This window comes from Nostoc sp. FACHB-110 (genome assembly GCF_014697425.1).
Taxonomy (GTDB): Bacteria; Cyanobacteriota; Cyanobacteriia; order Cyanobacteriales; family Nostocaceae; genus Nostoc_B.
Map to the genome: position 1 here is coordinate 19,118 of NZ_JACJRU010000046.1, position 26,896 is coordinate 46,013.

Below are 26,896 nucleotides of genomic sequence, written 5' to 3' on the forward strand. Positions count from 1 at the left end.
TTATATTCGCCCAAAACTTTTAAAACATCCTCTAAGTTTGAGGAAACTTTCTGACTTGATATTCTGTAACTTCTACTAACTGATAAATGTCTCCTACAGCTTGGGCAAATTGCTGTTCGATTTGCTCTAAATCAGCTTGAGGAACAGCTTGCCATTGTTCTAAAGTATTCCAACGAATCAGAAAAATCACTTCTGTAGGGTTGTTCGGGTTAATCCAAACTTCTTTACTGAGAAATCCTGGATACTTAGCTAAGGCTGTTGTCCAAATTTCTGCATCTTTCTGGATAAAATTTTCTCGCTGATGTGGGTTAACCCTAAATTTCAGCAGTTCTATCACTACACTCATTCATCCCCTGCGTTTGTCAAAATAGAACTGTAAGCTAGAATAACTACGCTTCCAGCATAGCTTGATTGCATACACTCAAGAGCAAGGAGGCTGGTTTGAAATAAATAACAGGAAGGACGTATGGATAGCAACAACTGGTTGCAACAGCTAATGATGGTGGGAATTGGTACAACGTCTTTGGTTGCAGAAAAGCTGCGTGAGGTGAGTGATGAATTAGTCAAAGACGGTAAGCTGAATCCTGAGCAAGCTAAGGCGGTAATGGATGATATTGTACAGCAGCTAAAGTCAGAGCAAGGCAATTGGGATGCTCAAATGCAACGACAAATGCGGAATATGTTGCAAGATTTAGGAGTGGCGCGTCAGTCTGAGGTAGATGAACTCCGGGGGAGAATTGACCGTTTAGAACGTCAAGTACGGGATTTAGAAAATAAGCTTTGGCGTTAAGATGTGCTTTCTGATTTAAACTAAATGTGTCCTGTTGGTATTGCTTTTGCCAAACGACCTCAGTAGGGAGGACTAATTTTGAAAGCAATTTTACTCAGCGTGGGTGTCATGCTGGTTTGTGTGGTGGTTTTAGTATTAGCGCAATTAGGCGGTAAACCGGATACTGCCGTTGCTGCTAATTTGACCCAATCACAACCATCACCCACTATCATTACAGAAAACAATACCCTAATAGCAAACAAACCTATGTCTGATGCCAATGTCGTAACTACTCCCTCTGGACTAAAATACACTGAAATCAAAGAGGGAACTGGGGCAACTCCTCAGTCTGGTCAAACAGTTGTAGTTCACTATACTGGCACTTTAGAAGATGGAACTCAGTTTGATAGTTCCCGCGATCGCGGCCGTCCTTTTAGCTTTATTATCGGCGTAGGACAAGTGATCAAAGGTTGGGACGAAGGACTTAGCACCATGAAAGTTGGTGGTCAACGTAAGTTAATTATCCCTTCAGATTTAGGTTATGGTTCCCGTGGTGCAGGTGGTGTAATTCCACCCAACGCTACCCTAATTTTTGATGTGGAATTGTTGGAAGTCAAATAAAGTGTGAAGTGTGAAGTATGAAGTATGAAATTTTAGACTTCACACTTCACACTTTAATAATTGGGTCTGGCTAGGTTTTTAAATTTGGTATATTGCGGGTCGAATAAAAGTTTTACTGTACCTGTTGGGCCGTTGCGGTGTTTTGCTACTATGACTTCAGCAATGCCGCGATCGGGGGTATCTGGTGAATAATATTCATCGCGGTATAACATAATGACTAAATCCGCGTCTTGTTCAATCGAATTGTGAACAATAATATTGTTGGCTACAAAGTTGTGTAAACCAGGAACAGTTAGGTCAAACACTTCTTCCTCTCCACTTAATTCAATTGAAACTATTTCATCCCAATAAACATCGCTGTTGGCAAGTGTAAGTAGTTGATTTGATTTAACAAGGTTGGCTACTTTTAATGCTCTTTCTCGACTTAAATTTGCTTTGTAAAGTGTAGAGCCACAATAAGATGTTCCTAGTGAGGAATGTAATAGCCTTGTAGTTAAACCAACACTTGGCATTGCAGGTACAACTAGTGTTTTCCAAACATCTTTGGGAATTATGTCTCTGTTTGGGTTATGACTTGATTTTTGCAAGTGTTGAGCAATTTGTTGTAATGAGCCTAGCTTATATTCTCCTACTGCTCTAACTTTTTGGATAAATAACTCAAGGTCAGGCTTACCAGTAATTGTTACATGATATTGGTTTCTACCTTTGCCTATTTGAGGAATTATCTTGAGCTTGGCATTAATACCAAGCCTTAACAAAAGTGTTTGTACATCAAAGGCTAATCTTTCACTACTGCTGGCATAATACGCAATAGGTCTTGGTCTTTTACCAGCAACTAATTTAATACAACCATCTGTACTCCAAAGGTGTCGTAAAAAGCAGGCTATTAACTCTTGTGGTTGTGAGAATAATTCTTGAGGTACAAATTTTTCGTAAGACCTTAAACCAAAAATTCCGAGGGAATCTAACCATTTAGCAATGGGATTTCTCACATTATGAGTAAGACGTTGTGCCGCAGATAAATATACTTGATACCAGTCTCGTTCAGGCGAGATTTTAGGAACAATTGAATCTCCAAAAACTTCTCTGGCTAAGAAAGCAACATTTTCTGCTAAATCTATCTCTCTGGTCGTGTACTGTATCGCATGACGTGGCAGTGTACAGCCATCACCAATTAAATGGCCTAATAATGCAACTTCGGCATAGGTCATTGTTTGTTTACCAGAACTAGGAAGATTTCTCGGTAAACATAGATGTTGGTTAAGATTTAATTCATCAAGTCTTTTCCAGCCATTAATAGTTAAAAATTTATGATTACCTGTAGCACGAATTCTTCGTCCTAATCGAGTTTTGATGGTAAATACAGGCTTGATTCCTGTAGCAAAAGCATGGCTAACAATTGCCCTTTCTAATTGCATTGTGGATTCATTCAATGCCCAAACAGCAAAACCAGATTTACCAACTAATTCTTTGATTGGTACTTGTAATCCACTATCTGCCAATGTGATTAAACTATCACCAGTTAAACAACCTGATTCTCTCAAATCAGATAACATTGGGCGCTTGTTGGTACGTGCTTCTACACCGCGACTTAACTGTGATAATGCAATTATAGGTACAGATAACTCACGGGCTAAACCTTTAAGACTGCGTGTGATGCGAGATAATTCTTGTACGCGGTTATCGCCTGCGCCTTCCATTAATTGCAGGTAATCTATGATAATCAAGCCTAAATCTGTTCCTTGTTCGGCTTGCAATCTTCTGGCTTGCGATCGCATTTCGTTGACTGTTATATTCGGCGTATCGTCAATATAAAGTGGAATCTCAGAAAGCATACCAATTGCCCGACTTAACGGTTCCCACTGGGTTTGGCTAATACGTCCACTCCGCAGATAACCAGATTCAATTCCCGCTTCACTGGCTAATAGTCGCTGTACTAGCTGTTCTTTGGACATTTCTAAGCTAAACACAGCCACTGGTAATTTATATAAAGCAGCGATGTTATGACCTAGGTTCAAACAAAAGGCTGTATTGTGAACACAGATATCGTTAGCAACAAAATTGTGTGTTTCAGGAATTGTTAAATCATAAACTTGCTTATAACCTACTAACTCAATGGCTACAATTTCATCCCAATAGATATCACTAGTAGCTAACTGTTGTAGTGGTAAATTTTCTAAAGCAGTTGCTAAATTCCACAATCGGTTTCTTTTGAAAGCACGTTTACCGACGTGTATATTTGTAGAGTTTTGAATGCCAGCACGTTTGGCTAAACTTGCCCAAGATTCGTTACCTTTAGCTATTGCTATCTGTTCCCAAATTTCACTAGGAATTAAGTCACAATTAGTTTGATATCGTTTTTGTGATATTGCATCGGCAACTTTTTCTAAGGCTGCTTCTTTACCAAAAATCCCAATTTCCGCAATAAATGTTTTGATACTTTGGGCATCAATAATATCTAATTGCCAAGCTTGTCTGCGAGCGCCTTGATATTTCACCGAACGTTTTTTCAGTCTGGCAATAATGCCAAATCGCAATAATAAATGTTGGATTTGTCTTGCTAGTTTTTCGCTGACAGAACAGTAACCTAATTGCGATTGACCGCTTGACAGTAAAGTGGCCCAACCATCTGTAGCAAACAGACGATTGAGAAACATAGCTATTTGCGATCGCTCTAACTGAAATACAATGGCTGGTACTGTTTTGCTATGAGCATCCTTACCCAATAACCCTAACTCTTCTAACCAATTTGCTAAAGAATTTCGGCTAGCTTTGCTAATGCTAGTAAATCCATGAGGTGCAAATTCCTCTGGTTCAGTTTCCAGAAGTGTACACAGTTGTTTAAAAGTATCAAAATTTGGTACACATTGCCCTTGCTGCCAAATACTGAACAAAGCTGGACTGACATTTAACTCACAACTCAATTGTCTAGCAGTTAAACTTTGAGATTGAACTAAAGTTTTTAAGCGTTGAGCAAACAACTGTCTTTGACTAGCAATAAATTCTAAATCACCTCGAACACAAAGTGATGGTGTGCGTTGTCCTGGGGAAGTCTCCCAGCGCACAGCTAAACCACCAAAATCAGCCACAGCTTGAGAAAATTCTGCTTGTAGTAACGGATTACTATTTGTAAATCTGGGATTGCTATTAGTTAAACCACCATCACCAATTAAATAGGCGAGTAATTTCACCTCACATTCACGCAAAGTTTTTGTCCCAAATACATCTATTTTGCGCGGTACTGCAATTCGCTCTCCAACTTGGATATTTGCTAATTTTTGCCAGCCTTGAATAGTTAGAAATGGATGGGTAATTGTGGTTTCAATGGTTCTTCCTAGGCGAGTTGTTACCCGAAAAACAGGTTTAATACCGTCATCTACAAATGCAGATGGTTGGGTAAAGCTGAATTTCCAGTTATCATTTAACGTCAACAACGAGCCTTGACGTTGTTTGTATAATTGTTCAATTGTTGTAATTTGTCCATCTGCCAAGACAATTTCCGCATCAAAGCTGAGGCATTTACCCATTGACGGCCTGCCAGCGACGATAATCAAATCAGAACGCTGAAAACCGCTAGTCATGGCATCTAAATCATAAAAGCCACAAGGAATTCCTGGTAAAGCGACACCTTGATGGCGTGTTTCAATATCTTGAAAAGTATTGACTAAAGTATCAGAAATATGCACTAAACCTGATTGGGGTCGTTCTTGCGTGACACCAAAAACTTTTTGTTCTGCTTTGTCTAAAACTATGGGTAATTCGGTTTCTGTTTCGTAACCTAAATGGACAATTTCGTTACCAGCTTTAATTAACTGTCGCCGCAGGTATTTTTCCATGACTAACCCTGCTAAAGCGTCAATGTTAACAGCAGAAACTGTCCTGTCTACGAGGGTGGCTAGTTTATTTCTCCCACCAATCTTCGCTAGTAAATCATTATCAGTTAACCAACTGGTAATAGAAAGTAAATCTGTGGGTTTACTTTGGGCGTGGAGGCGCAAGGCGGCTTGATAAATATCTTTATGGGCGCTAATGTAAAATGCTTCGGGAACTAAGCGATCGCTAACTCGCCCAATCGCTTCTGGATCTAATAAAATTCCCCCCAAAATCGCTTCTTCTGCTTCAATATTTTGGGGTGGTAGGCGTTGCCCGGAGGGGTTGCCGTAGGCATCGCTACCATCGCCTTGAAAATTTAATTCTTCCGCCATATATAATTTTGGATGAGTATTTTAGGATATCACTTAAATTAACCTTAGCTAAAACATAGCTAATTGCCTTGATAGGCTGCGTAGCAGCTTATCAGCCCGCCTACATTACAAATTGCAAATAAGACTTGATAAATAATCGACACAGATGTAACGTACAAAACTGTATCAACTTTTCGACACCACTCCTCCGAACCTTGAAAACCGCATAATTTCGTTGACTGGTGTCGATACCTTAGCCAGACTGACTTTCGCTCATTTTGAGTGCTAAGTTATTGAGAATCAACGACACCGTATTGAGAATTTAAAAAGCGGTGTCGATTTGCAGGCTAGAACCCTTTCCCTGCAAGCTCCCCTGAGCGAAGAGTATCCAAACCACTTACCCCGCAAGGGGATGGAAACCATGAGATGTAAAATAATAAAGAAAATTATTCCGAGACAGTATCCAAACCACTTACCCCGCAAGGGGATGGAAACCTTTCCCGATATTTACGGCAGAAACGTAGAGTATCCAAACCACTTACCCCGCAAGGGGATGGAAACCATTCTGAAGCTTGCTTTTCAGCAGCAGATTGCGTATCCAAACCACTTACCCCGCAAGGGGATGGAAACCTCAAAACAAAAGAAATGGTCTTCATAAACTGGTGGTATCCAAACCACTTACCCCGCAAGGGGATGGAAACGCTTTACCTTTGAGGTACGCTGCATAGTGAGATTCTGGTATCCAAACCACTTACCCCGCAAGGGGATGGAAACTCAAAACCATTTTCATTTTTGATTACTAATGCGTAAGGTATCCAAACCACTTACCCCGCAAGGGGATGGAAACAAACATTCTCAATTTTTAGTACGTACGCATCCCCTGGTATCCAAACCACTTACCCCGCAAGGGGATGGAAACCATCCTTCTTAATGGTTTGGATGGAGTCTAAAAACATAAGTATCCAAACCACTTACCCCGCAAGGGGATGGAAACCTGAAAGTTGCTGGAGAAATCAGCCATACCAGTATTCCGTATCCAAACCACTTACTCCGCAAGGGGATGGAAACACTTTGTCGGAGAGCCTTTAGTACCTCTGATAGTATCCAAACCACTTACCCCGCAAGGGGATGGAAACACTTTGTCGGAGAGCCTTTAGTACCTCTGATAGTATCCAAACCACTTACCCCGCAAGGGGATGGAAACGTTAAATTGCACCTCATACCAAACTTTTTCTTGAGTATCCAAACCACTTACCCCGCAAGGGGATGGAAACATAATCTTAGATTTGAGTAGATAGGCAGTACGATCGCCTGATATTGTAGGTTGGGTGGAACGAAGTGGAACCCAACAAATGCCACGAAAAAAACCGCAAAATTTTCAACTACCAAAATATCTCAATTCAAACAGTAAAATTCACGCTGCAATTATTTTACCTGTCGCAATATTCTCTCAAAATATGATGATTTGGTGTTGGGTTACGGCGCGATATATATTTAGTGTGTCTCTACAAATACTGTTGTGCGCCTGCACCCAACCTACAATAACTCAGTACGATCGCCTGATATTGTAGGTTGGGTGGAACGAAGTGGAACCCAACAAATGCTATGAAGAAAACCGCAAAATTTTCAACTACCAAAATATTTCAATTCCCACGGTAAAATTCACGCTGCAATTATTTTACCTGTCGCAATATTCTCTCAAAAAATGATGATTTGGTGTTGGGTTACGGCGCGATATATATTTAATGTGTTGTTTTCAATATCTCTCGTGCGCCTGCACCCAACCTACAAAGAATTGATCAAAAAATGATGATTTGGTGTTGGGTTACGGCGCAATATATATTTAATGTGTTGTTTTCAATATCTCTCGTGCGCCTGCACCCAACCTACGAATATTATTCATTTCCTATGTCTTGTGGAAATTCTATATCTTCTTCTGCACCCCAATCAATATGATATATTCCTCGCTGCACATACAACATAAAACTGGAATATTGCCAATCTTTAGGTGCTTTGACATAGCCATGTTTAACGGGGTTGTAATGGATGTAATCACAATGGCGAATAAAATCAGCTTCATCTTTAATTTGATGTTCCCAAAATCGGCGTTGCCAAACTGCTAATTCGCCTTTATTTTGACGCGATGCTGATATTTTTCCATGATATTTAACATCGCAACGATGACTAAAATAGTTTTTAATTAATCGCCAACGATTGGAAAAATCACTATCTCCTGCGGGTAAACTCCAAAGACAATGGATATGGTTTGGTAAAATAGCGATCGCATCTACAATCAATGGATATTGTGCAATCACTTTTTTGAATGCTTGTCGCAACAAAATAATATTCTCTGGTTCGCAGAGAAATTCCCGGCGATTGTGAGTAACAACAGTGAAGAAAAAAGTACCTCCTTCTACTTTTGCTCTGCGGTATTCCATACAATAATTTCTAGCGAGTAGTTTGATAGCAATGCGATCGCCTGATATTGTAGGTTGGGTGGAACGAAGTGGAACCCAACAAATGCCACGAAAAAAACCGCAAAATTTTCAACTACCAAAATATCTCAATTCCCACGGTAAAATTCACGCTGCAATTATTTTACCTGTTGCAATATTCTCTCAAAATATGATGATGTTGGGTTACGGCGCGATATATATTTAGTGTGTCTCTACAAATACCCTTGTGCGCCTGCACCCAACCTACAATAACTACAATAACTTAGCTAAAAATTACTCACACTGTACATCGTGTTGGCTGTCAAATTTACTATTGATCTTGCCGTTCTAGGCGTTCCCAAATACGGCGATTTTCAGTTTGCAGTCCTCGAATCTCAGAGTGCATCTGTCTAATTTCATCCACTATTACTTCAAAGTTTTGTTGATGAACTTGAACAGTTTGCAGCAAAGCTTCAGCTGTTAGCCTGAGTTCGGCGTTTACTTGCAGCTGTCTATCCAAGGCCGCTTCAATTCGGTCTAGTCTGTCTGGCTGATTAGTCATACAATCACCTATGTATTTTAATTATGTAGCCAGAAAGGTGAATTTGAAGACTAGGCTAACTCAAAATAGTCTAGAGTTATTGGGTTCAGCAACAGCAAAACCCAACAAACTATTCTGCTTAACAGAAGCAATATTTAACTAGCAACGACTTCAAAGTCGATTTGCGCTGTAACGTCTGAGTGCAGCTTGATTTCAGCTTTGTAAGTACCGAGTTTGCCAATGTCGGGAATTGTGATACCACGACGGTCAACTTCTTGGCTGGTAGCTGCTTTAATTGCATCTGCAATATCCTGGCTGGTGACAGTACCGAAAATAGCTTCGTTTTCACCAACTTGTTTAGCAATTTTTAGGCTGCCAACTTTTTCTAAAGCTGCTTTTTGTTCTAGTGCTTGTTGTTGTAGGTCTAATTGCCGTTGACGCTCTTTTTCACGACGGCGTTCTACTTGTTTGAGAATACCAGGAGTGGCGCGGGTTGCCAAACTCTGGGGAATAAGATAATTTCTAGCATAGCCAGGAGCTACTTCTACTAAGTCGCCTAACTTGCCTAATTTGCTGACATCTTGAGTCAAAACTAATTGTACGCGCTTCGCCATTGTTTTGTTGTTTTTCTTGTAAAATCTCAATAACCTAGGTTGTAGTTGGATAACCTACATGAGTGTAGCTGTATCCCAATCCGCTTAGTCTATACCCTAAAGCTTACAGATCCTAGCGAATGGCAGGGGGCGATCGCAACTCCTATTTGCCAAAAAATTAGATTGCGATCGCCCCTGACATAGCATTTATTAATCTTAACCCTTGCAATAGCCTAATTAAGTAAAAATCTTCCGAACTTGATTTTTCACAGTCCGAAGTTTTGTATACCATTGACTTTGTTTTGCTGGGGCGGGAATATCTGCTTTTGGTAAAGCCGGATTCAAATTGCGGTAATGTTCCCAAATTTCCCAATAAGGACAACCAGGTTGAATGCGAATTCCCGCCCAATGGAGATATTGCAGTGGTTGATTAACTGCTGGATCAAATAAAATATTTCCCTGTTGTTGAAATTGTGGACTACCTGCCCAATTTCCTGGTGCTTTTTCTGGGCGACGCACCACATTAAAACGGCGCGGAATCCGTTTTAGCAACATATAGTTAATAATTGGTTGGTCAGAAGTCTTTTCAGAAAAGTCAAAATAATCTGGATGGGCGGCACACTCAGCAAAGGTTTCGTACAAATCTTGTTCGGAAATGAGGTTTTTCTTGGAAGCCCAAAAACCCCCATTGAACATATCTTTAAGTTCAGCTTCAGTAAATATTTTATCAGTTAATACTTTCTTGCTGAATACATTTTTGATGCCGCCTAGATGTTGATAATCGCAACAAATAAAATCGGCATTATCTAAATAATTGAGATTATCAATAATCTTTTCAAAGACGACAATATCTGTATCAATATATAAAAATTCATCAAACGGCCCAAACCAACAAGCTTGTTTACGAAATTGATTAGGACGGGCGAAAAATTGCCCGCCAAAAGTTTCGTGCAATCTCTTAGACAGGCGGTCAATGAATTCTAAATCTTCATATAGCTGCACACCATAATATTGATTTAAAGTTGCGGCTATGTTGTGATAGTTATCATCATAAGGAATCATGACGATTGGTGTATCTGCATCATAAGTACGGATACTGTTGAGGAGTGCGATCGCATGATCTGTAACTTTATCATTGGCAATAATATAAATTCCGCGACTCATCTTATGTTACCTATTTTATTCGTGACTTTTCACAAAATTTGCTAACCAATTCATCAAGTTTAATTGGTGTAAAATTATTTGCCTAGCTTCGGCGATCGCATCTTTAGCAGCATACCAAGCATCAGGGGTTGCAGTTACTTCTTGAATGTAAGCAATGCCTTTTTCATCTAAGCTGGGCAATCTTAAAAAACTCCCAGATGGTAATAATTTATCTGCCGCAGATCCACCATAATAAATTGGCAAACACCATGCTAACAAAGCATCCCAAAGTTTTTCACTGACATACCAATTATTATCTGCATAGTTTTCAATTGCTAGATTGTAATAATACGGAGCCATGCCATACCATTTATTACTCAATTCCCCTAAAGAATTTGCCCAATTAGGTAAGTCGCGTCCATATAAATCAAATGGAATTTGATGAGACTGCAAGGATTGTAAAAAGTCTAAACGCTGGCGATGATTGGCTGTCCGATTAATTCCCGAAGTAATCCAACTACAAGGTTTAACTTTAGCTGGAGGCGGCATTTCATTCAAATCCCGAAATGAATTACTGTGATACCAAATAGCTGGCATATATTCAGGAATTGGTGCAAAATCATCAGGGCCAGAAATATAACCGCAGTATTGTTGTGCTACTTTATAATTATTGATGTTATTTTTTAATACCTCATCTAAAGGCGGTTCTCGCATTAGATAAATTATTCTTTCTTTACTGACTCCACGTAACAAAGAAGCGATATCTACTTGTTTTTTGGGTGATTTTCTCCGCAGTTTATCTAAAAAAGATTGCGGTTTAGGTGGTTCAGGAAAATCAAACTGATACATTAATAAAAAATCAGGCTTACTCGCTAAAGCCTGCATTTGAATATTTTGCCAAACACCAAAAGCATGGGGCGTTTGTTGCCACAGCCAATCGCCTCTAGTTTTTAAAGCACTATAGCTGCTAATCATGCCAATAGTTTTTCTTTCCATCTGAATTATTTATGCCCCACTGCTAATCCTAATTTTTTGAGAATTCGTGTACCTAAACTTGGAGGTGCATTATAAGCTTTCGGTTGAGTTGTAAATTTTGGACGCTTTTCCGGTTCGTGCAAATAGCGATAGTGTAAGAAAATATCTCGGTAAGGAAAATCAATATTTTCTCCGTTACAAACTTGATGAAATAACTGAGAAGATAAGCCAATATAGTGAAGATAAGTCAAGCGATTGCCTTTGTCATACAGTACATGATCTTTTGCTACAAAATGATTTGAAGTGACACAACATCCTGTTTTTTCATCAGCAGGTAGATGCAAGGCCAAATTTTGGCTAGAAATCCCTGAGCGCATCACCATATAATTGAGAATAGTTTGGTCAGGAGCAGAAGGATAAAGAATTTCGGCTTCTCCTTGACGCAGCTTTTCTAGCAGTGAAGCTTGGATTTCTGGGGTAAATATATTTTTTTTAGAAGCATAAAATCCTGAACAAAATATTTCTTTTTTGAGTCTTTCAATCGCAAATACTTCTGTTAAGTTGGGGGATTTTTCTTGATAAACATGAGATAAATCTGTATGTTGAAAATCATAGACTACCCAATCGTACTCATTTAGTTGATTAAAAATTTTATCTAAAGGACTCATCAACAAGGTATCAGCATCCATATAAACGAAGCGGTCAAAAGGCCCATCAAATGCACCGTAACGTCGATGAGTTCCAAATCGATGATATTTTTCTTGGCTAACTTTTAGCCATTTTTGTTGAGCAGTCGGATGAGTATCCCAAATATTCCGCACAAATTCATCCCAGGAAAGAATAGATTCCTGATTGTTGTAGATTTGCACATAAGGACGGCTAGCAATTGCTTGAGTAATTTGCTCTATTTTCTCATCATAAGGATATATACAAACAGGCATTGCTTGTCCATAAATTGCTTCTATACTATTGAGTAAAGCAACTAATTGATCGTAAACTCTATCATTAGCAAGAGTACAAATACCATCCATATCAAATATCCCTAAACTCGTTATTTTTTATAAAAATTAATTAAGCTGTGGACGAAAACGTTCATCAACGTAACTGAGAATTTTAGCAGCACGATTTTCCCAAGAAAATTGTTTAACAAACTCGATAGTTTCTGAATATCCTGCGATTTTTCTAGGGTGAGTTTCTAAAACTTTTTGCAGGGCGGCGGCAAATTGATGTGGATTATCTGGTTCACACCAAGCTGCGATCGCCGGGGTATTTTTAAATTCAATTAATGAGGGAATTTCTGTGGCGACAATCGGCGTTCCCGAAGCTAAATAGTCAAATAGCTTGAGCGGAGATGTAAAGGTAGCAGCCTTTCCCGAACAATGCGGGTGAGCCAAAATATCAGCAGCTTGTAATAACGGTGCTAATTCATCATGCAAAACATAACCCAAAAAAGTGATATTACTTACCTGTTTTGCTTGGGCTAACTGTTGATAATGTTCTACTTCATTAGGCTTACCACCAGCACAAGCAAACTGCACATGGGGCATTTGTTGAGCAACATCAACTAAAACATCAATACCTTTAAAATGCTGTAATGCTCCCGCATACACTACTAAATAAGATTGTCCATTTTTGAGTAATTTATCTCGCCATTGGGCGGCTTTTTCTGGTTGCCTGTGCATAAATAAATGATTAAATCCATTATGGAGTCTAATCACTTTTTCTGGCGGCATTCCATTAGCAATCATGCTGTTGCGGATTGTATCTACTACGGTGATGGTAATTTGTAATAGCGGATTGTTAACAATCTCTGGCTCAAATTTTTTATCTTCATGATGATGATGTTCGTATATCGCCGGAATGCCATGTTTAATTGCCGCTTTCACTGCATTCCAGTTGCGGCTGTGGAAAAGTTGTGTATTCGGAAATATATGAATGGGAAAATAGTATTTTGTAGCGATGGTATTGGAATTAGTTAGTTTATTGTTTACATAGTCTATGGGCCAAGGCATCGGCAAAGATGCCACTTTTAAATTGTCATGGAGATTATAATATTTAGCTAAATTTTCTGGTGATTTTTGATAGTAAAAAGGACGCACTAAATTAAGCAGATGAGCTTTTTTATCAAGATGAACTAAAACAGCAGAGTAACCTAAATTTGCCGCGCCATTGGCAGCATTTGTTGACTGAACTAAGTGAGCTTCTGGTTTAGGTAAATCTGATTGAATATAAAAAACATAGTCTTTTTTAGAACTATCATTTTTCATGATTTTCTTCTTGGATAGTATTTTCAAATAATGTTAATTTATCTAGCAGAATGATTGCGTAATTATAAGCATCACTAATAAAATGATGCTGCTCTTCTGGGGTATAAATTGCATTTTCTGTGAGAGAACGCAGACTGTTAAATATGATATTTAAGCAATCGCGGAATTCAGAAACCATTAAATTAAAGATTTGATATTGATAATTTTGGTTTTGGTTTGCTTCGGTTGATGATAGAAACCGCTCTTGAATTTGGACTTGCAAAATATCCTGAAAAATATCCAGAGTAGTGATCATTCTTAAAGCAGATTTATAAGATTCTTGAATTAATTCTTCCTGCTCTTTAGTATTATCGATTAAATCATCTATTAACAAACTCAAAACGCCAATCATGGAGTTTAACCTGGTGCGAATTTCGTGCGATAGGCGAGTTAAACTTTGATTTTGTTTGGTCTTGTTTTCCTGGCGATCGCTAAATTGCATTGAGTACAGGCGTGAGTAGTAACCACCTTTGCGTAACAGTTCGTTGTGAGTTCCTACTTCAACTACACGCCCTTGATCGAGGACGGCGATTTGATCGGCTTTTTGGACTGTAGATAGGCGGTGGGCGATGACTAAGGTGGTGCGATCGCGGCTTAAATTGTCCAAGGCTTCTTGTACTAAGCGTTCGGATACTGTATCTAAGGCACTGGTGGCTTCGTCTAAAATGAGAATTTCGGGATTTTGCAGCAAGGCGCGGGCAATGGCTAATCTTTGTCGTTGTCCACCAGATAACATCACACCGCGATCGCCAATTAATGTCTCGAATCCTTGCGGTAACTTGCTAATAAACTCGTAAGCGTTGGCGCGTTTAGCAGCGTTGATAATTTCCTCTTCGTTAGCGTCAGGCTGACTGTAGGCAATATTGTTGCGAATTGAATCGTTAAATAGAAATGTGTCTTGACTGACAATGCCCATACTTTTACGGACAGAAGCGATATCAAATTCCCGTAAGTCTTTGCCATCAAGGTTTATAGAACCTGCGATCGGGTCATAAAATCTGGGTAACAAGTCAGCTACAGTTGATTTCCCAGCCCCAGAACCACCAACTAAAGCTAAAGTCGTGCCGCGCGGTAAATATAAATCAACATCTCGTAATACTAATTTGTCATGACCAGGATACGCAAAGGAAATGCAATTAAAATGTATGCCTTCTTTTAACTGTGTATAGATAACTTCACCTTTAGGCATAAAAGGCTTATTATCTAATCTTAAAAAATCTGTTATTGCTTCTACACTGGCATTAGTACTAGCAAAACTACTGCGAATCCCATTTAACTGAGAAATTAAAGGTAAAAGTCGGAGTAACACTAATAAATATGTTAGTAATACAGCAGAAAGTGAGGCTATTTGATTAGCCAGAAAAGTTTTACTTAAAAATACAATTAAAATTAAGGCCGTAATTCCCATGACTTCACTTAAAGGTGCAATCACTTCCGAATTAGCCTGCGCTTGAAAGTCTGCTTGTTCTCTCGCCCGAATTAACTTTTGAATTCTCTGATATTCTCTTGGTTCATTACCCGTTGATTTAACTAATCTAATCCCATTCAAAGTCTCCAACATAGAGATAGAATAGGCTTTAGACATTTCACTTAGCTGCTTACCAAATTGTTTGGCCCGAGCTATGGCATATTGATTAACTACCGTTACCAAAGATAATAAAACGGTCGATGCCAAAGTTAATTGCCAAGAAATTGATAGCAGTAACCCGACAAACACTAAAATTGTAATTGCTAAAGTGACTAGCTTAAATGTATTCCCAATAGCTGTTGCTGCACGGCCAATTTCTCCCCCAAGTCGGTTAATCAAATCACCGACTTTCATCTTTGAATAATAATCAATATCAATTTCTAATAATAGTTTTAATCCGGCTTCACGCATATCTGACATCAACATCCGCGTTAGGGAACTCGATGCTAATGCGCTGGTATAAGATGCTAAATTTTTTAACCCAATTGTTAATACAATTGCCCCAGACATCACTAATATGCGATATTCATCTGGTACGCCATCAAAAGGATTCATAATTTTTTTGAGAATTGCCGGGGCTTTTGTTAAATCAACTTCTTGCCCGACAATTTTTAAAATTACTGGCACAATCAATGTTGTACTGACACCGTTAAACAAAGCTCCAGAAAATCCTAAGACTATAGTCAGCAGAATTAAACCTGGATAGGGTTTTGCAAATCTTAGTAGTAGCTGCCTGGTAGACATTGGGTATATTATTAAACGTTACTCACTTCTAACATTATTCCTCAATTTAATTGCTGAACCAGCTAAATTTCCTATAAATATGGATCAAATTGATTTTTTTGTTGCCGCAATTGTTAATGCTAAATCAGCCAGAACCGCGCATTAGCCTAGCATCTACAACTAACACTTACAACCGAGCAATTACTGACTTAAGAGTTGCTGCCATTGCCTCAATGCTATATTTTTCCACACATCTTTGTCTGGCTCTTTTGCCACGTTCATTGGCTGCATCTAAATCTTGAAATATTAATTCAATTTGCTCGGCAATTTGTGTGGGAGAATCAGGCTCAACTAAATAACCTGTATCGCCTAAAATTTCGGGAATGTCGCCAACTCTGGTAGATAATACAGGTTTCGCCATCGCCATTCCATCGGTTAACTTCAATGGGAACTGGGCGCGAGTTTCCGGTGTATCTCGCTGGGGGACAACCACTACATGAGCCGCCGCTACAACATCAGGCATTACATCTGCTGGGTAATTAGGCAATTTGATAATCCAACGTCCCCATTTTTGCCTTAATTGTTCATCATAATTATCGTAGGGACTGCCACCCACAATTACTAATTTTAAATCTGGCTGATTAATTTTATCTAAGGCAATCAACACATCTTCTAAACCTTTATAAGGCCTAGGTGCGCCAGGAAACATTAAGATGCGATATTCTGATAAACCGTAGCGATTTCTGCTTTCTTCCGAGTCATAGCGAGCCGGATCAAATAATACTGTATCTTTGCCATTCGGAACAGAAATCCCCCCAAAACGCTTCTGCAAAAAACTAGTATGTACTGTCACTGCATCAGCACGGTTGACCCAATTTTCCATCCATTTAATATATAAAGGATGATTGGGCATTCTTAATGCGCCATCTTTTTTGAATATGTCTTTGGCTAACTGTTTGGGTGTGGGTCGATACCGCCAAGCATCACCGCCATACCAACTCAGTTCCCAATCATCAACATCAACAATTACAGGTTTTTTACTATAAATTCTTTTTAAAAGAGCTACGCCAAAACTGGCTGGTTGGGGTTTAATGGCATAGATAATATCGCCATCTAGTAATTTGAGAAATTTCCTAATAGACTGGAAAAAACCGGGATAATTGCCACCTTCTACAGTTTTAATTTTCGCATCTGCTGGAATGGCTCGATACAATTCTTTGTTAAATAAAAAACCAACAATTTCAACGGTACAGCCTAATTTTACTAAAGCTTTTTCTAACAGAGAAGCGCGAATAAAGCCATCATTTGTTGATAAATTCCAAACAATTATAGATACCTTGGGGTTATCTTTCATTATTAATATGGGAATCCTATTGGATTGCTAAACTACTGGTTGAGGCAGGAAATAGGGAGTAGATTTGTTTGTAATTATTTCCCCGGACTGTTATAGCCCTGATTGATAATTATTTCTTCCGCCAAGGATTTGTGACTTGGTTAGGCAAAAATACCTGGGCAAACTTATCAAAGATTCTTGTATATAAAGAGCGAGTGATATTTTTAGCATACTGAGGACGGTAAGGATACGTACAATGTAAGACTTTTATTTCTTCATCAATTTTGTAAGCTTCTTTCCATTTACTGAGATAATTGTAAGTAGGTGGCAAAATTTTCATCTTGGGTTTAACAGTAGCGATCGCACAAGCAAAAGCACCTTGATCTTTCAGCAGCAGTTTATCTTGATTGTTTTTCACAATTTCAAAATAATGCTGGAACTCAGCGAAAAATTTCTCGGTGGTTGCGGTTTTGCGAAATGCCATAAACCCGCCATTATACTGTATGCTATCTTCCTTCAGTGGTAAACCTACGGATTGCAAGATGGGCAGAACATTAGGTAACATCTCCTCTTGTTTACCACGTAATAAATTCGTAGCTTTTAAAATACTTGGCTGCACATCTTCAGTTAATAAAAAATCATATTCATCTAAATAATCAAAAACATCATTAATATCTGTTAATAAACAAATATCAGAATCTAAGTAAATTGTTTTGTCAAATTCTGATGCTGCGTATAAGGCTAACTTCGCTTCTCTCGAAGCTAAAACTGTATTTTCGTTAGCTGGTGCGGGTTTTAAAATTACATTTTTAAAAGCTGTCAAAAACGGATATAAAATTTTCGGTACACGGTCAATTAAAATAATGATCGGTTCTTGATGAAATTTTCTAATTGCTGCCAAAAAATGTACGCAGTCTTGGAAGGAATAAAGTCCTGTGAGGATGGTAATAAAGCCTTTAGTTGGTTTTGACATAGTTAATAATTAAATTTAATGTGTCCACTGCCAATAACTTTTTCCCCAGTCTTGATGAGGGTAAAATTTTCCTTGCCATTGGTAGAAATTGACAAAATCTGTCATAGCGACAGTTTTATTGATATCCCTAATCATATATAAAGGTCGTTCACCATAAAAAGATGCCCACATACTATAACTACTAGGCGGGCCAATAATATAATCACATTCTGCCAAAGAATACATATCCTCAATTATATGATTGTTGGCAAAAACACAAGGTAAATGCTGAAAATCTGATTTTTCTTGTTGTTGGTTACTACAAATTAAAAAAGTGACTTGTTGAGCAGGGAACAACTCTAATATTGATGCCATTACCTTGATATAAGCTTGGGTATTATAAAAATACTTGCCGTTTTGATGTTGCAGATAATCACCCTGACGAATATGTACGCCAATAATTACATCTGTTGTTTGGCGAATTTTAGAGATGAGATGAGAGACATTAACTTGATGAACTTTTAAAGGTCGAAAATATTCTCGAATAGCTAGTTTATGCTTAGATAAATTTGTCATGTCATTTATAAACCAACCATCTCTAAATAACCAGCCTTGAAAAAAGTTCAGATGATGGGTTTTTAATTCATTGATTAAATCAGGAGAATTACTCCAATTAAATGGTTGTTCTCGCTGAATATTAATTGTGTTAAATCTACCACTTTCAGCCAAATAACGATTAAATTTATAGTAGTATTTGCGTAGGCGTTTATTAGCTGGTATAGTTAAATATGTGGCGGGAAATCGACAGAATAAATCTTTAGCTGTTGAGCTAAAAAAGTCAGCATACTCTTCAAATGCTGGATTCAAAACTTGACAGTTATATTCAATAGCAAATGCTAAAAAATTTGCAAACAGTAATAGCCGATTTCCTAGTTGCCCAGATTTGGCAGATATAACTAACATATGAAAACTCAAGAATGGGTGTACTTGTTGCAGCTATATTTTACTACGAACAGTAAAACATATAGGCAAAGCACACCCTCTTGATTAGGAGATTATGAGCTACTAGTCAATTATTTTTAACTGTCCTGTTTGGATATGATCGAAGACGCGATTGATTTGACGACGTTCTTTGTCTCGAATTTCACCCTTATACAGAACAGCAGAAACCAGGTAATTATGGTCTTGACGACTCATTTTTCCTGAGGAAATAATTTTATCTACAATTCGCTTAACGGCCATTTCTGATTGGCTATCAATATTAATGTAGATTGACTGTCGATCGCTCATTTTTTCTCCTAATATATCCCAGCATTGTCAAATTTTTTACTTTGTGAGTAAAAGGTAAAATTAACCCTGATAAAATTCAGTTTTTCATAGCCAAAAAGGCTGAATACAAAACTTGAAAACAGTTTTTTTAGCTATTTTCATAACTAAAAATAACAGCATAAATTTAACTTTATGATTCCTATATCCCCAGAGCAATTTTACTGATAAATTAGGTAAGTCTTGATGGTGATTTAAAATGATTTAAGTGTAAGTACGGTTGTAGATTCACATTGTTTATGTATTTTCCTAGGTAGAATAAAGGAAATATCAAAAGTTCACAGATTTAGAACAAGACAAAATCACTGAAATTGGTTAAGGAACTAGAGTAAATGCAGATATTCCGTCTGGCAGCATTGTCTGATAACTACATATTTTTACTACATGAACCGCAATATAATATTGCCGCAGTCGTCGATCCTGCTGAAACACAGCCAGTTTTCAGTAAACTTGCAGAACTCAAAGCTGAATTAGTGGCAATTTTTAATACCCACCATCATCACGATCATGTAGGTGGTAATCAGCAATTAATCCAACATTTTCCGAATGTGAAAGTATATGGAGGAGCCGAGGATAAAGGCAGAATTCCCGGACAGCAGGTATTTTTGCAACAAGGCGATCGCGTCGAGTTTGGCGATCGCCTTGCTGAAGTTATCTTTGTGCCAGGGCATACCCGTGCCCATATTGCTTATTACTTCCCGCCCCACACCGCCGATGAACCAGGGGAATTATTTTGTGGTGATACCTTATTTGCGGGTGGTTGCGGTCGCTTGTTTGAAGGTACACCCACACAAATGGTCTCATCTTTAGAAAAACTGCGCGCTCTGCCAGATAATACCCGTGTCTGGTGCGCTCACGAATACACTTTAAAAAATTTACAATTTGCTCTGACTGTAGATGGTGATAATGCGGATTTACAACAACGCTATGCCCAAGTCCAAGATGCCCGTACTCAAGGCGAAGCAACGGTTCCCTCATTCTTGGGCGTAGAAAAGCGCACCAATCCGTTTTTGCGTTGGGAACAACCCTCTCTCCAAGCCGCAGCAAAAAGTCAAGATCCGGTGCAAACCTTTGCCCGTATCCGGGGAATGAAAGATCAGTTTTAGGAACAGGGAATAGGGTAGACATGATTGGATTTACTAGGACTTATGCCCTATTCCCCATTTCCCACTCCCTATCACGAGAAAAATTTATCAAGACGATTTAAACAATACCGTCAAGGGGAACACTGAGTTTAACCGCCAGCCAATTTAGGCAATGGCAATACTTACTATCTTCTGAGGTAATGTCACCGTGGTATTGTTCCGTAAGCGTAATAGTTTTTTGGTTACTTCTATTTTGCTGGGGTTAATGACTCTCCCGAATATAAGTGTTTTCCTAACAGCAAATCCCGCCAAGGCACAAACAGATGTAAAACCATCAGAGTTAACTCCTGCGTATCCCGCTGCGCCACCCCCTCCACAAATCCAACCTTTACCTGATGAGAGAAATTTAGAAGAAAATTCTATCGAAACCGATTATCGGGTAAGTAACTTACTCAAGGATTTTCGAGGCAATCTTTGGGTAGGTTCTTGGCGGGGGCTATCACGCATTGACCCGAAAACAGGCAAGATTTTAGCGCGTGTAAATTTACCAAATATTGCTATTGGCGCGTTAGCTCAAGACAAAGTAGGTCGTGTTTGGGTAGGAACCTATGAAGGACTAATGCGAGTCGATCCTCGGACTAATGAAATTACAGCGCAGAATTTGTTTTTGCCTTCTAAACGCGTATTGTCAATGTTAGTTGACAAGCGAGGCTACTTATGGGCTGGTACAGATAGCGGTTTAGCTTTAGTTAGCCCTGACCAAGGTTTAATTATGACAACCGTCAAAAACTTACCTGGGGTAAGTGCTAATACATTGACTTTAGATGCTGACGGTCAATTGTGGGTGGGGACTTTAGATGGACTAGTACAGGTCAATACAGCCAATGCCTATATTATTAAACGGATTGACGGCTTACCTGGTACATCTGTCCAAACGTTAGCTATTAGTCCCGAAGGTTTAATTTGGGCGGGAATGTCGAATAATCTCTTGGTGATTGATCCAAAAACAGATAAAGTATTGCGCTCAGTGACTCCGTTACGGGGTAAGAATGTCACTGCTGTGCGCTTTGCCCAAGATGGTAGTGTTTGGGTAGGGACGAGCAATGGTTTGTTACGATTGAATCCAAATACAGGCGCGGTTTTAGATCAAGTTGCGGGGCTTCCTTCTAGCCGAGTGCTTGCTTTAGTACCTGATATTAGTAATAAATTATGGATTGGCACTAGTGAAGGTTTAGCTTGGTTAATGCCCAAAATGAACGGTGCAAAACCCCATCTTGCTTTTACTCGTGCTGTGAAATGAGGGAGTTGTGAGTAGGGAATGGGGAATAGTGAAATCCCCGAGTTCCTCTCCCCTACTCCCTACTCTCTACTCTCTACTCGCTTATCAAAAATGGCAATCACTACCCAGCAATTAGTTCAATGGAAACAACAGAGACGTTCGATTGTGGCATTAACCGCCTGGGATTATGCGATCGCTCAACTTCTCGATGCTGCTGGTGTAGACTTAATCTTGGTAGGGGATTCGATGGCAGTGGTTTTAGGCTATGAAACCACGCTACCTATCACTTTAGAAGAAATGCTTTTTCACGCTAAAGCTGTACGTCGGGGAGTTAAACGGGCTTTAGTGGTGGTGGATTTGCCGTTTTTGACTTATCAAGAAAGTATTGCCCAAGCAATGCACTCAGCCGGGAGAATCTTGAAAGAAACAGGCGCGCAAGCAGTCAAGTTAGAAGGCGGCTATCCAGTGATGGTAGAGACAATTACGCGTTTAGTCGAAGCTGGAATTCCCGTGATGGGTCATGTTGGTTTAACGCCCCAGTCAGTGCATCAACTTGGTTTGCGTCAACAGGGAAAAACAGAAGCACAAGCCCAAAGAATTTTAAACGAAGCGATCGCTTTAGAACAAGCCGGAGTATTTGCGATCGTTCTTGAGCATATTCCCGCAGATTTAGCAATGCAGATTACCCAAAAACTTACCATTCCCACTATTGGGATCGGTGCAGGAGTGCATTGCGACGGACAAGTTTTAGTTACCTCAGATATTCTTGGGCTTTCTGACAAGCAACCACCATTTGCTAAGAGTTATACCAACTTGCGCGAAATTATCACCCAAGCTGTACAAGACTATTCTGAAGATGTGCGCGAGAAAAAGTTTCCAAATAAGTAGAGACGCGCAATTCGCATCTCTACAGGTGTAAAAAATGTATTGAATTGTCAGCACTTTCAAACCTGTTCATTTTGATGCAAACAGCTTCTTAACCACCTAATCACTTCACTTGTTGTTTGCTCATTTGCTCTTTGGAGGCATTGCTGCACAATTTCTCTGACATTGGGGAAATACCTGCTTTCTGTAATTATGTAATTTTCTCCCTGCAATCTATAAATTAATAGCTGCTGATTTTTTAACAGCCAAACCTCTGGCACTTGATAAGGAAGATAGTCATCAACATTAGTATAGCTAGTAACATCTATCTCAATTACCAAGTCTGGAGGAGGATCATTTAGCCAGTCGATACGCTTCTTACCTACTACTGCTCTGGCATTTTCAATATAAAAGCAAAAGTCAGGTTCAATGCCACTAAATTCAGGCAAGCTCATAGTGATGGGCGTAAATGATTCGTATATGCAGTTTAAGTGGTCAAGTAAAGCTGCTACTATAAATCCCAAAAAGCTTGCATCTCTTCCATGTTCTGGTAGGGGAGCCATGAGCAAAATCTCTCCAGGTCGGTATTTAATGCGAGGTAGAGAGCGATCGCCAAGTTGCTCACTTAATAGCTGATAATCTTGCCAAGAGCCTAACATCCTTACCACTGTGCCAGGTGACAACTCGATTCTTTCAGGTGTAATGACAGTATGCATATTCGCGTTACGCGCTCTGTTGTGCAGCAAACTGGATAGATACACATTAACACTGTCGAGCAGTTCAGATCCCCGACTTTTCTAATAAATCATTCCATATTTAATTTGCAGCCAATGGGCGGACAATATGTCTACCTCACAAGAGTTTGATGTAATTGCAATCTGCAAAATAGATGTTTTTTAGCTGATCATTTTCTGCGTCAAATAATATTACACTCTCCTCCGCGCCTTTGCGCCTCTGCGCGCAACAAAAAAAGACACCTCCGCCGAATCATCAACAAAAGTGCCTTAATTAATTTATCTCAAACCTCTAATCCAACTTACTCAAAATCGCACTTACATCAACGCCTAATTTCTGCCCTAACTTTAATAACTGCCGACATTGATTAGTGTCTTCTTTGTTAACGAGGCTGGTTAGACAACTGGGAACTATTTGACTGTTTAAACAGCTGAAATATAGTTCTTGAGAACGATATAAAGAAATTCCCAAATTTAACTGAGAAGCAACATCAATGAGTCTTTCTAAAAGTTGAATATCCTGGGAGAAATTATCATTGTCATCATGCAAAAATTGCCAGAGCGATCGCAAGATTAATTGCTCTAACATTTGCTTGCCTTCCGGGATATTTAACCGACAACGCAGATGTTTGGCTTCTGTGGCGATGGCTTCTAATTCGACAATTTGATTCCAACATGATTGTGGTTCAGCAATCTCTTGCTCTAGCGATCGCAATGTCGTCATACAGCGATATCCTAAAGCAATCTCAGCTGCCACTTGCAATTCTTGTGGCACTGCCAATTCATCTCGATGGAATGCCATGAGTACGCCATAATTCTCTCTGTATGTTTGAGTATACAGTTGGTCTAGACGTGTCAAAGTTTCTTGAGAAAGTAGCCGCATAATTCTGTGGCGTTCTTCCGCAAACAAGTTTTGCAAGCTAAAGGTATCTTTGCCAAATACCTGCGTCATCACCAAAATAGTTTGTGCAGCACTGGCTTGTTGCAATGCGGTAAACAACTTGTCTTTGATTTGGCTATATTCTCTGCGGCCAGCAAACTGTTGAATGCAGCAATGGAAATCCCAACCACCCAAATGCAGCACGGCAAAGACTAAATTTTCGCTTTCCCAAGTAATCTCTGAGACTAACTTTAAGTGTCCGACCACTAAAGTCAGCGATCCCATACGTTGCAACTGGTAATCTAATTCATTGACGGTATAGCAGTAAATCCGCTTTTGGCAAGGATGATGCAGTTTACTTGCCATCTCTTGTCCTGGTAAATTGCAGGTTTCTGCTGGTCTATGATGATTAAACAGCGAAGTAATTGCATAGTGGGCTGCAACTTGCTTGAAGCTGACTTGGGCTGTTAATACCAATTGGCGATAAATTTCGCCACCATGTTTGAATACATCTACATTACTAGGTGCTAAACCCAGACGTTTGATGAAGCCTTTTTCTAGTTGCACTCCGGCGACATCTCCCGCGAGTTCCAAAGCGCGAGAGGCATAACGCAAAATTTGTGTGCCTTCTGGACGAGAAAGTTCTTCAAAAAACCAGCCGCAACTAGTAAACATTAATAAAGCGTGACGCTGCATTTCTAATAAACGCAAAGCATCTACTTGTTCTGCTGCGGTGAGTTTGTGAGTTTGATGGCGAGATAAAAAGCGACTGACATTGGCAGATGAGCGATCGCGGATAACTTTGATATACTCATCTCTGGCTTTCCAGGGATCTTGGAAAAATTGTGGCCCGTACTCTTCATACACTTCAATTAACTGATCCCGCAGCCAGTTTAAAGCGTTGCGTAAAGGTCGCCGCCATTTTTGATGCCAAACGCTACCTTCACCACCGCAACCACAGTCATCTTGCCATCTATCAACACCATGAGCGCAACTCCAAGCGGTGATAGGCTTGAGTTCTACTTCCCAAGTTGGCGGATGAATGCTGAGGTAATGAGCATAGTTGGTTACAGTCCACTCGTGACGAGGAAATTCTTCTATAAAGGCATATGCCAATGTTTTTTCTGTGCCTTTTTTATGGTGTCCGAAAGTTTCTCCATCGGTGGCTACAGAAATCAATTGGGCGGGACGATGATCCCCGCGCACAGCAGAACCAACACGTCCGGCCAAGTGGCTGGAACTATAAGTCACATCTGTAAAACCCATATCTCGTGATATCGGGCCATCGTAGAAGAATATATCTATATATTTCTGGGAGTCGGCAGTAGGAAGTGGGGAGTTAAGAATATCTCCATTTCCTAATCCCAACTCTTTATTCCCTCTCAAATAGCAACGATAGGGACGGGTGGGATCAATCTGACTACCGCCAACTTCGTACCATTCTGGCTGGGGATCATTTTTATTGGGTAAAGGACGACAACGTTGTGCTTGCGATGGAGCCAAAATAATAAAACGAATACCTTCAGCAATTAAAGCTTCTATAGTTGCATAGTCTACACCTGTTTCTGCTAACCACATTCCTTCGGGATCGCGGCCAAAGCGGGATTTGAAGTCTTCTTTGCCCCAGCGAATTTGAGTGTATTTATCGCGTTCGTTAGCCAGAGGCATGATGATGTGATTATATACTTGCGCGATCGCGTTACCGTGACCTTGCAAGCGTTGGGAGCTTTTCACATCTGCCTCTAAAATCCGTTGATAAACCTCCACATCGTAGCGTTCTAGCCACGACATCAAGGTAGGGCCGATGTTAAAGCTGAGATATTCGTAATTATTCACGATCCCCATCACTTCGCCTTTATCGTTCACTATTCTGGCAAAGGCGTTAGGACGATAGCATTCATAGTGAATTCGCTCATTCCAATCATGGAATGGAGCCGCACCTGGCTGACGCTCAATCGCATCTAGATAAGGATTTTCGCGTGGTGGTTGATAAAAGTGTCCATGCACAGTGACGTACACACCATTAGACGTTCTCAAGGGATCAGTCTGATGAGTATCTTTATTAAGGGAATTATTTGACAATGATGTGCCAGAGCTAGCTGGCCGTTCAGCAGCAGAAGTCATGTAGTTATATTTAATCCAAAACAAAAAACTTACTTTTACACCGAAAGCCTTGCATTTAAACCTTATCTACACAGGCTTGCAGACAAAATCCGGTATCGAGGAAAACTATGTGTCTAGAATATAGTCTAATTTTTGAGAAAGCATTCCGACTAGAGTAGGAAATCTGCGTTGTCACACCGAGTTTTCTCAAACTACACTAAGTGAGGTTTTTTCCTGGGCAGTGCCAATCAAAATTTAATTGTCTTTTAATATATTAAACTCGATTTTTGGTGTATTAATTCGCCTCTAATTTGATACTTTTGCTACGAAAGTTTGCGAAAACGCTACATAACGCAATCTTAGTTAACATATTTGTCCTTAGAACAATCACAGTAGATTTTCTCAATGGCTTATTAGACTCTTGAGAGTATCCTATTGGAGTGTTGAGTTATGAGTATTCAGGAGGATGAGGCAGATAGAGCTTATGAGGAAGAATAATTGTTTGCTCCCCTGGGCTTCTTCAAAGGTTTTGTGTGGCCTCTTTCTCACTCAACATTTTTGTAGGATACATTCAACTTAAAG

23 protein-coding genes and 1 CRISPR repeat array are annotated in these 26,896 nt (G+C 39.5%); of the genes, 7 read left to right on the forward strand and 16 right to left on the reverse strand.

What is annotated here, in order from left to right; genetic code table 11:
- Positions 1-31 precede the first annotated feature (31 nt).
- Positions 32-346: a TIGR03792 family protein gene (locus tag H6G69_RS28210; protein WP_190692430.1), complete on the reverse strand. Its 315-nt coding sequence runs from the start codon at positions 344-346 to the stop codon at positions 32-34.
- A gap of 120 nt (positions 347-466) precedes the next feature.
- On the opposite strand from H6G69_RS28210, the gene H6G69_RS28215 reads away from it, so the two are divergent.
- On the forward strand, positions 467-790 hold the full coding sequence (locus tag H6G69_RS28215; RefSeq protein WP_190589226.1) for a phasin family protein: 324 nt from the start codon (positions 467-469) through the stop codon (positions 788-790).
- 78 nt (positions 791-868) lie between these two features.
- Complete coding sequence (locus tag H6G69_RS28220; RefSeq protein ID WP_190692431.1) at positions 869-1,390, forward strand: FKBP-type peptidyl-prolyl cis-trans isomerase; 522 nt, start codon at positions 869-871, stop codon at positions 1,388-1,390.
- A 53-nt stretch (positions 1,391-1,443) separates the two neighbouring features.
- On the opposite strand, the gene H6G69_RS28225 is transcribed toward H6G69_RS28220, so the two are convergent.
- A complete protein-coding gene (locus H6G69_RS28225; RefSeq protein ID WP_190692432.1) occupies positions 1,444-5,595 on the reverse strand; it encodes a replicative DNA helicase in 4,152 nt (1,383 codons plus the stop codon).
- Between the two features lie 363 nt (positions 5,596-5,958).
- Positions 5,959-6,848: a CRISPR direct-repeat array (repeat unit 36 nt; unit sequence GTATCCAAACCACTTACCCCGCAAGGGGATGGAAAC).
- Positions 6,849-7,469: 621 nt separating this feature from the next.
- Complete coding sequence (locus tag H6G69_RS28230) at positions 7,470-8,012, reverse strand: REP-associated tyrosine transposase (RefSeq protein WP_190692433.1); 543 nt, start codon at positions 8,010-8,012, stop codon at positions 7,470-7,472.
- Between the two features lie 31 nt (positions 8,013-8,043).
- Here H6G69_RS28230 and H6G69_RS28235 point away from each other — a divergent pair, with 31 nt between their 5' ends.
- Positions 8,044-8,235: a hypothetical protein gene (locus H6G69_RS28235; protein WP_190692434.1), complete on the forward strand. Its 192-nt coding sequence runs from the start codon at positions 8,044-8,046 to the stop codon at positions 8,233-8,235.
- 105 nt (positions 8,236-8,340) lie between these two features.
- Here the strand turns inward: H6G69_RS28235 and H6G69_RS28240 are convergent, their stop codons facing one another.
- Positions 8,341-8,571, reverse strand: coding sequence for a hypothetical protein (locus H6G69_RS28240; RefSeq protein WP_190692435.1), 231 nt, complete (start codon positions 8,569-8,571; stop codon positions 8,341-8,343).
- Positions 8,572-8,705: 134 nt separating this feature from the next.
- Complete coding sequence (rplI, locus tag H6G69_RS28245; RefSeq protein WP_190692436.1) at positions 8,706-9,164, reverse strand: 50S ribosomal protein L9; 459 nt, start codon at positions 9,162-9,164, stop codon at positions 8,706-8,708.
- Between the two features lie 45 nt (positions 9,165-9,209).
- On the opposite strand from rplI, the gene H6G69_RS28250 reads away from it, so the two are divergent.
- A complete protein-coding gene (locus tag H6G69_RS28250; protein WP_190692437.1) occupies positions 9,210-9,347 on the forward strand; it encodes a hypothetical protein in 138 nt (45 codons plus the stop codon).
- 33 nt (positions 9,348-9,380) lie between these two features.
- On the opposite strand, the gene H6G69_RS28255 is transcribed toward H6G69_RS28250, so the two are convergent.
- The 9 genes from H6G69_RS28255 to H6G69_RS28295 all read right to left on the reverse strand — a co-directional run bounded on the left by H6G69_RS28255 (position 9,381) and on the right by H6G69_RS28295 (position 19,333).
- On the reverse strand, positions 9,381-10,307 hold the full coding sequence (locus H6G69_RS28255) for an Npun_R2821/Npun_R2822 family protein (protein WP_190692438.1): 927 nt from the start codon (positions 10,305-10,307) through the stop codon (positions 9,381-9,383).
- A 15-nt stretch (positions 10,308-10,322) separates the two neighbouring features.
- Positions 10,323-11,282 (reverse strand): glycosyltransferase family 10 domain-containing protein, encoded by a 960-nt coding sequence (locus tag H6G69_RS28260; RefSeq protein WP_190692439.1) that lies wholly within the window; start codon positions 11,280-11,282, stop codon positions 10,323-10,325.
- A 5-nt stretch (positions 11,283-11,287) separates the two neighbouring features.
- Entirely contained in the window at positions 11,288-12,292 is a 1,005-nt protein-coding gene (locus H6G69_RS28265) for an Npun_R2821/Npun_R2822 family protein (RefSeq protein WP_190692440.1), read from the reverse strand.
- 36 nt (positions 12,293-12,328) lie between these two features.
- A complete protein-coding gene (locus H6G69_RS28270) occupies positions 12,329-13,528 on the reverse strand; it encodes a glycosyltransferase (RefSeq protein WP_190692441.1) in 1,200 nt (399 codons plus the stop codon).
- Positions 13,518-15,779, reverse strand: coding sequence for an ATP-binding cassette domain-containing protein (locus H6G69_RS28275; protein ID WP_190692442.1), 2,262 nt, complete (start codon positions 15,777-15,779; stop codon positions 13,518-13,520). Before H6G69_RS28275 ends, H6G69_RS28270 begins: the two co-directional genes overlap by 11 nt.
- 166 nt (positions 15,780-15,945) lie before the next feature.
- Positions 15,946-17,112, reverse strand: coding sequence for a glycosyltransferase family 4 protein (locus H6G69_RS28280; protein WP_190692443.1), 1,167 nt, complete (start codon positions 17,110-17,112; stop codon positions 15,946-15,948).
- A gap of 109 nt (positions 17,113-17,221) precedes the next feature.
- Positions 17,222-18,064 (reverse strand): putative nucleotide-diphospho-sugar transferase, encoded by an 843-nt coding sequence (locus H6G69_RS28285; RefSeq protein ID WP_190692444.1) that lies wholly within the window; start codon positions 18,062-18,064, stop codon positions 17,222-17,224.
- Between the two features lie 15 nt (positions 18,065-18,079).
- Positions 18,080-19,006, reverse strand: a complete 927-nt coding sequence (locus H6G69_RS28290) for an alpha-1,2-fucosyltransferase (protein ID WP_190692445.1) — start codon at positions 19,004-19,006, stop codon at positions 18,080-18,082.
- Positions 19,007-19,108: 102 nt separating this feature from the next.
- Positions 19,109-19,333, reverse strand: coding sequence for a hypothetical protein (locus H6G69_RS28295; protein ID WP_190692446.1), 225 nt, complete (start codon positions 19,331-19,333; stop codon positions 19,109-19,111).
- A 368-nt stretch (positions 19,334-19,701) separates the two neighbouring features.
- Between H6G69_RS28295 and gloB the strand changes: the two genes are divergently transcribed.
- The 3 genes from gloB (at position 19,702) to panB (ending at position 22,621) form a co-directional block, all read left to right on the forward strand.
- Positions 19,702-20,475, forward strand: coding sequence for a hydroxyacylglutathione hydrolase (gene gloB, locus H6G69_RS28300; RefSeq protein ID WP_190692447.1), 774 nt, complete (start codon positions 19,702-19,704; stop codon positions 20,473-20,475).
- A 244-nt stretch (positions 20,476-20,719) separates the two neighbouring features.
- A complete protein-coding gene (locus H6G69_RS28305) occupies positions 20,720-21,754 on the forward strand; it encodes a two-component regulator propeller domain-containing protein (RefSeq protein ID WP_397327013.1) in 1,035 nt (344 codons plus the stop codon).
- A gap of 90 nt (positions 21,755-21,844) precedes the next feature.
- Complete coding sequence (gene panB, locus H6G69_RS28310; RefSeq protein WP_190692449.1) at positions 21,845-22,621, forward strand: 3-methyl-2-oxobutanoate hydroxymethyltransferase; 777 nt, start codon at positions 21,845-21,847, stop codon at positions 22,619-22,621.
- A 56-nt stretch (positions 22,622-22,677) separates the two neighbouring features.
- Here the strand turns inward: panB and H6G69_RS28315 are convergent, their stop codons facing one another.
- The gene (locus tag H6G69_RS28315) at positions 22,678-23,313 is read right to left on the reverse strand and encodes a Uma2 family endonuclease (RefSeq protein WP_190692450.1); all 636 of its coding nucleotides are present in this window, start codon (positions 23,311-23,313) and stop codon (positions 22,678-22,680) included.
- A 310-nt stretch (positions 23,314-23,623) separates the two neighbouring features.
- Positions 23,624-26,335: a DUF3536 domain-containing protein gene (locus H6G69_RS28320; RefSeq protein ID WP_190692451.1), complete on the reverse strand. Its 2,712-nt coding sequence runs from the start codon at positions 26,333-26,335 to the stop codon at positions 23,624-23,626.
- Positions 26,336-26,896: the final 561 nt, after the last annotated feature.

Excerpts from the sequence above, each read along its gene's own strand:
- H6G69_RS28235 (WP_190692434.1), top strand. The coding sequence starts at position 8,044 with ATGCGATCGCCTGATATTGTAGGTTGGGTGGAACGAAGTGGAACCCAA.
- H6G69_RS28225 (WP_190692432.1), bottom strand. The coding sequence starts at position 5,595 with ATGGCGGAAGAATTAAATTTTCAAGGCGATGGTAGCGATGCCTACGGC.
- H6G69_RS28265 (WP_190692440.1), bottom strand. The coding sequence starts at position 12,292 with ATGGATGGTATTTGTACTCTTGCTAATGATAGAGTTTACGATCAATTA.
- H6G69_RS28240 (WP_190692435.1), bottom strand. The coding sequence starts at position 8,571 with ATGACTAATCAGCCAGACAGACTAGACCGAATTGAAGCGGCCTTGGAT.
- H6G69_RS28295 (WP_190692446.1), bottom strand. The coding sequence starts at position 19,333 with ATGAGCGATCGACAGTCAATCTACATTAATATTGATAGCCAATCAGAA.
- panB (WP_190692449.1), top strand. The coding sequence starts at position 21,845 with ATGGCAATCACTACCCAGCAATTAGTTCAATGGAAACAACAGAGACGT.
- H6G69_RS28290 (WP_190692445.1), bottom strand. The coding sequence starts at position 19,006 with ATGTTAGTTATATCTGCCAAATCTGGGCAACTAGGAAATCGGCTATTA.
- H6G69_RS28260 (WP_190692439.1), bottom strand. The coding sequence starts at position 11,282 with ATGGAAAGAAAAACTATTGGCATGATTAGCAGCTATAGTGCTTTAAAA.
- gloB (WP_190692447.1), top strand. The coding sequence starts at position 19,702 with ATGCAGATATTCCGTCTGGCAGCATTGTCTGATAACTACATATTTTTA.
- H6G69_RS28270 (WP_190692441.1), bottom strand. The coding sequence starts at position 13,528 with ATGAAAAATGATAGTTCTAAAAAAGACTATGTTTTTTATATTCAATCA.
- H6G69_RS28215 (WP_190589226.1), top strand. The coding sequence starts at position 467 with ATGGATAGCAACAACTGGTTGCAACAGCTAATGATGGTGGGAATTGGT.
- H6G69_RS28320 (WP_190692451.1), bottom strand. The coding sequence starts at position 26,335 with ATGACTTCTGCTGCTGAACGGCCAGCTAGCTCTGGCACATCATTGTCA.
- H6G69_RS28305 (WP_397327013.1), top strand. The coding sequence starts at position 20,720 with ATGACTCTCCCGAATATAAGTGTTTTCCTAACAGCAAATCCCGCCAAG.
- H6G69_RS28255 (WP_190692438.1), bottom strand. The coding sequence starts at position 10,307 with ATGAGTCGCGGAATTTATATTATTGCCAATGATAAAGTTACAGATCAT.
- H6G69_RS28275 (WP_190692442.1), bottom strand. The coding sequence starts at position 15,779 with ATGTCTACCAGGCAGCTACTACTAAGATTTGCAAAACCCTATCCAGGT.
- H6G69_RS28210 (WP_190692430.1), bottom strand. The coding sequence starts at position 346 with ATGAGTGTAGTGATAGAACTGCTGAAATTTAGGGTTAACCCACATCAG.
- rplI (WP_190692436.1), bottom strand. The coding sequence starts at position 9,164 with ATGGCGAAGCGCGTACAATTAGTTTTGACTCAAGATGTCAGCAAATTA.
- H6G69_RS28315 (WP_190692450.1), bottom strand. The coding sequence starts at position 23,313 with ATGCATACTGTCATTACACCTGAAAGAATCGAGTTGTCACCTGGCACA.
- H6G69_RS28280 (WP_190692443.1), bottom strand. The coding sequence starts at position 17,112 with ATGAAAGATAACCCCAAGGTATCTATAATTGTTTGGAATTTATCAACA.
- H6G69_RS28230 (WP_190692433.1), bottom strand. The coding sequence starts at position 8,012 with ATGGAATACCGCAGAGCAAAAGTAGAAGGAGGTACTTTTTTCTTCACT.
- H6G69_RS28285 (WP_190692444.1), bottom strand. The coding sequence starts at position 18,064 with ATGTCAAAACCAACTAAAGGCTTTATTACCATCCTCACAGGACTTTAT.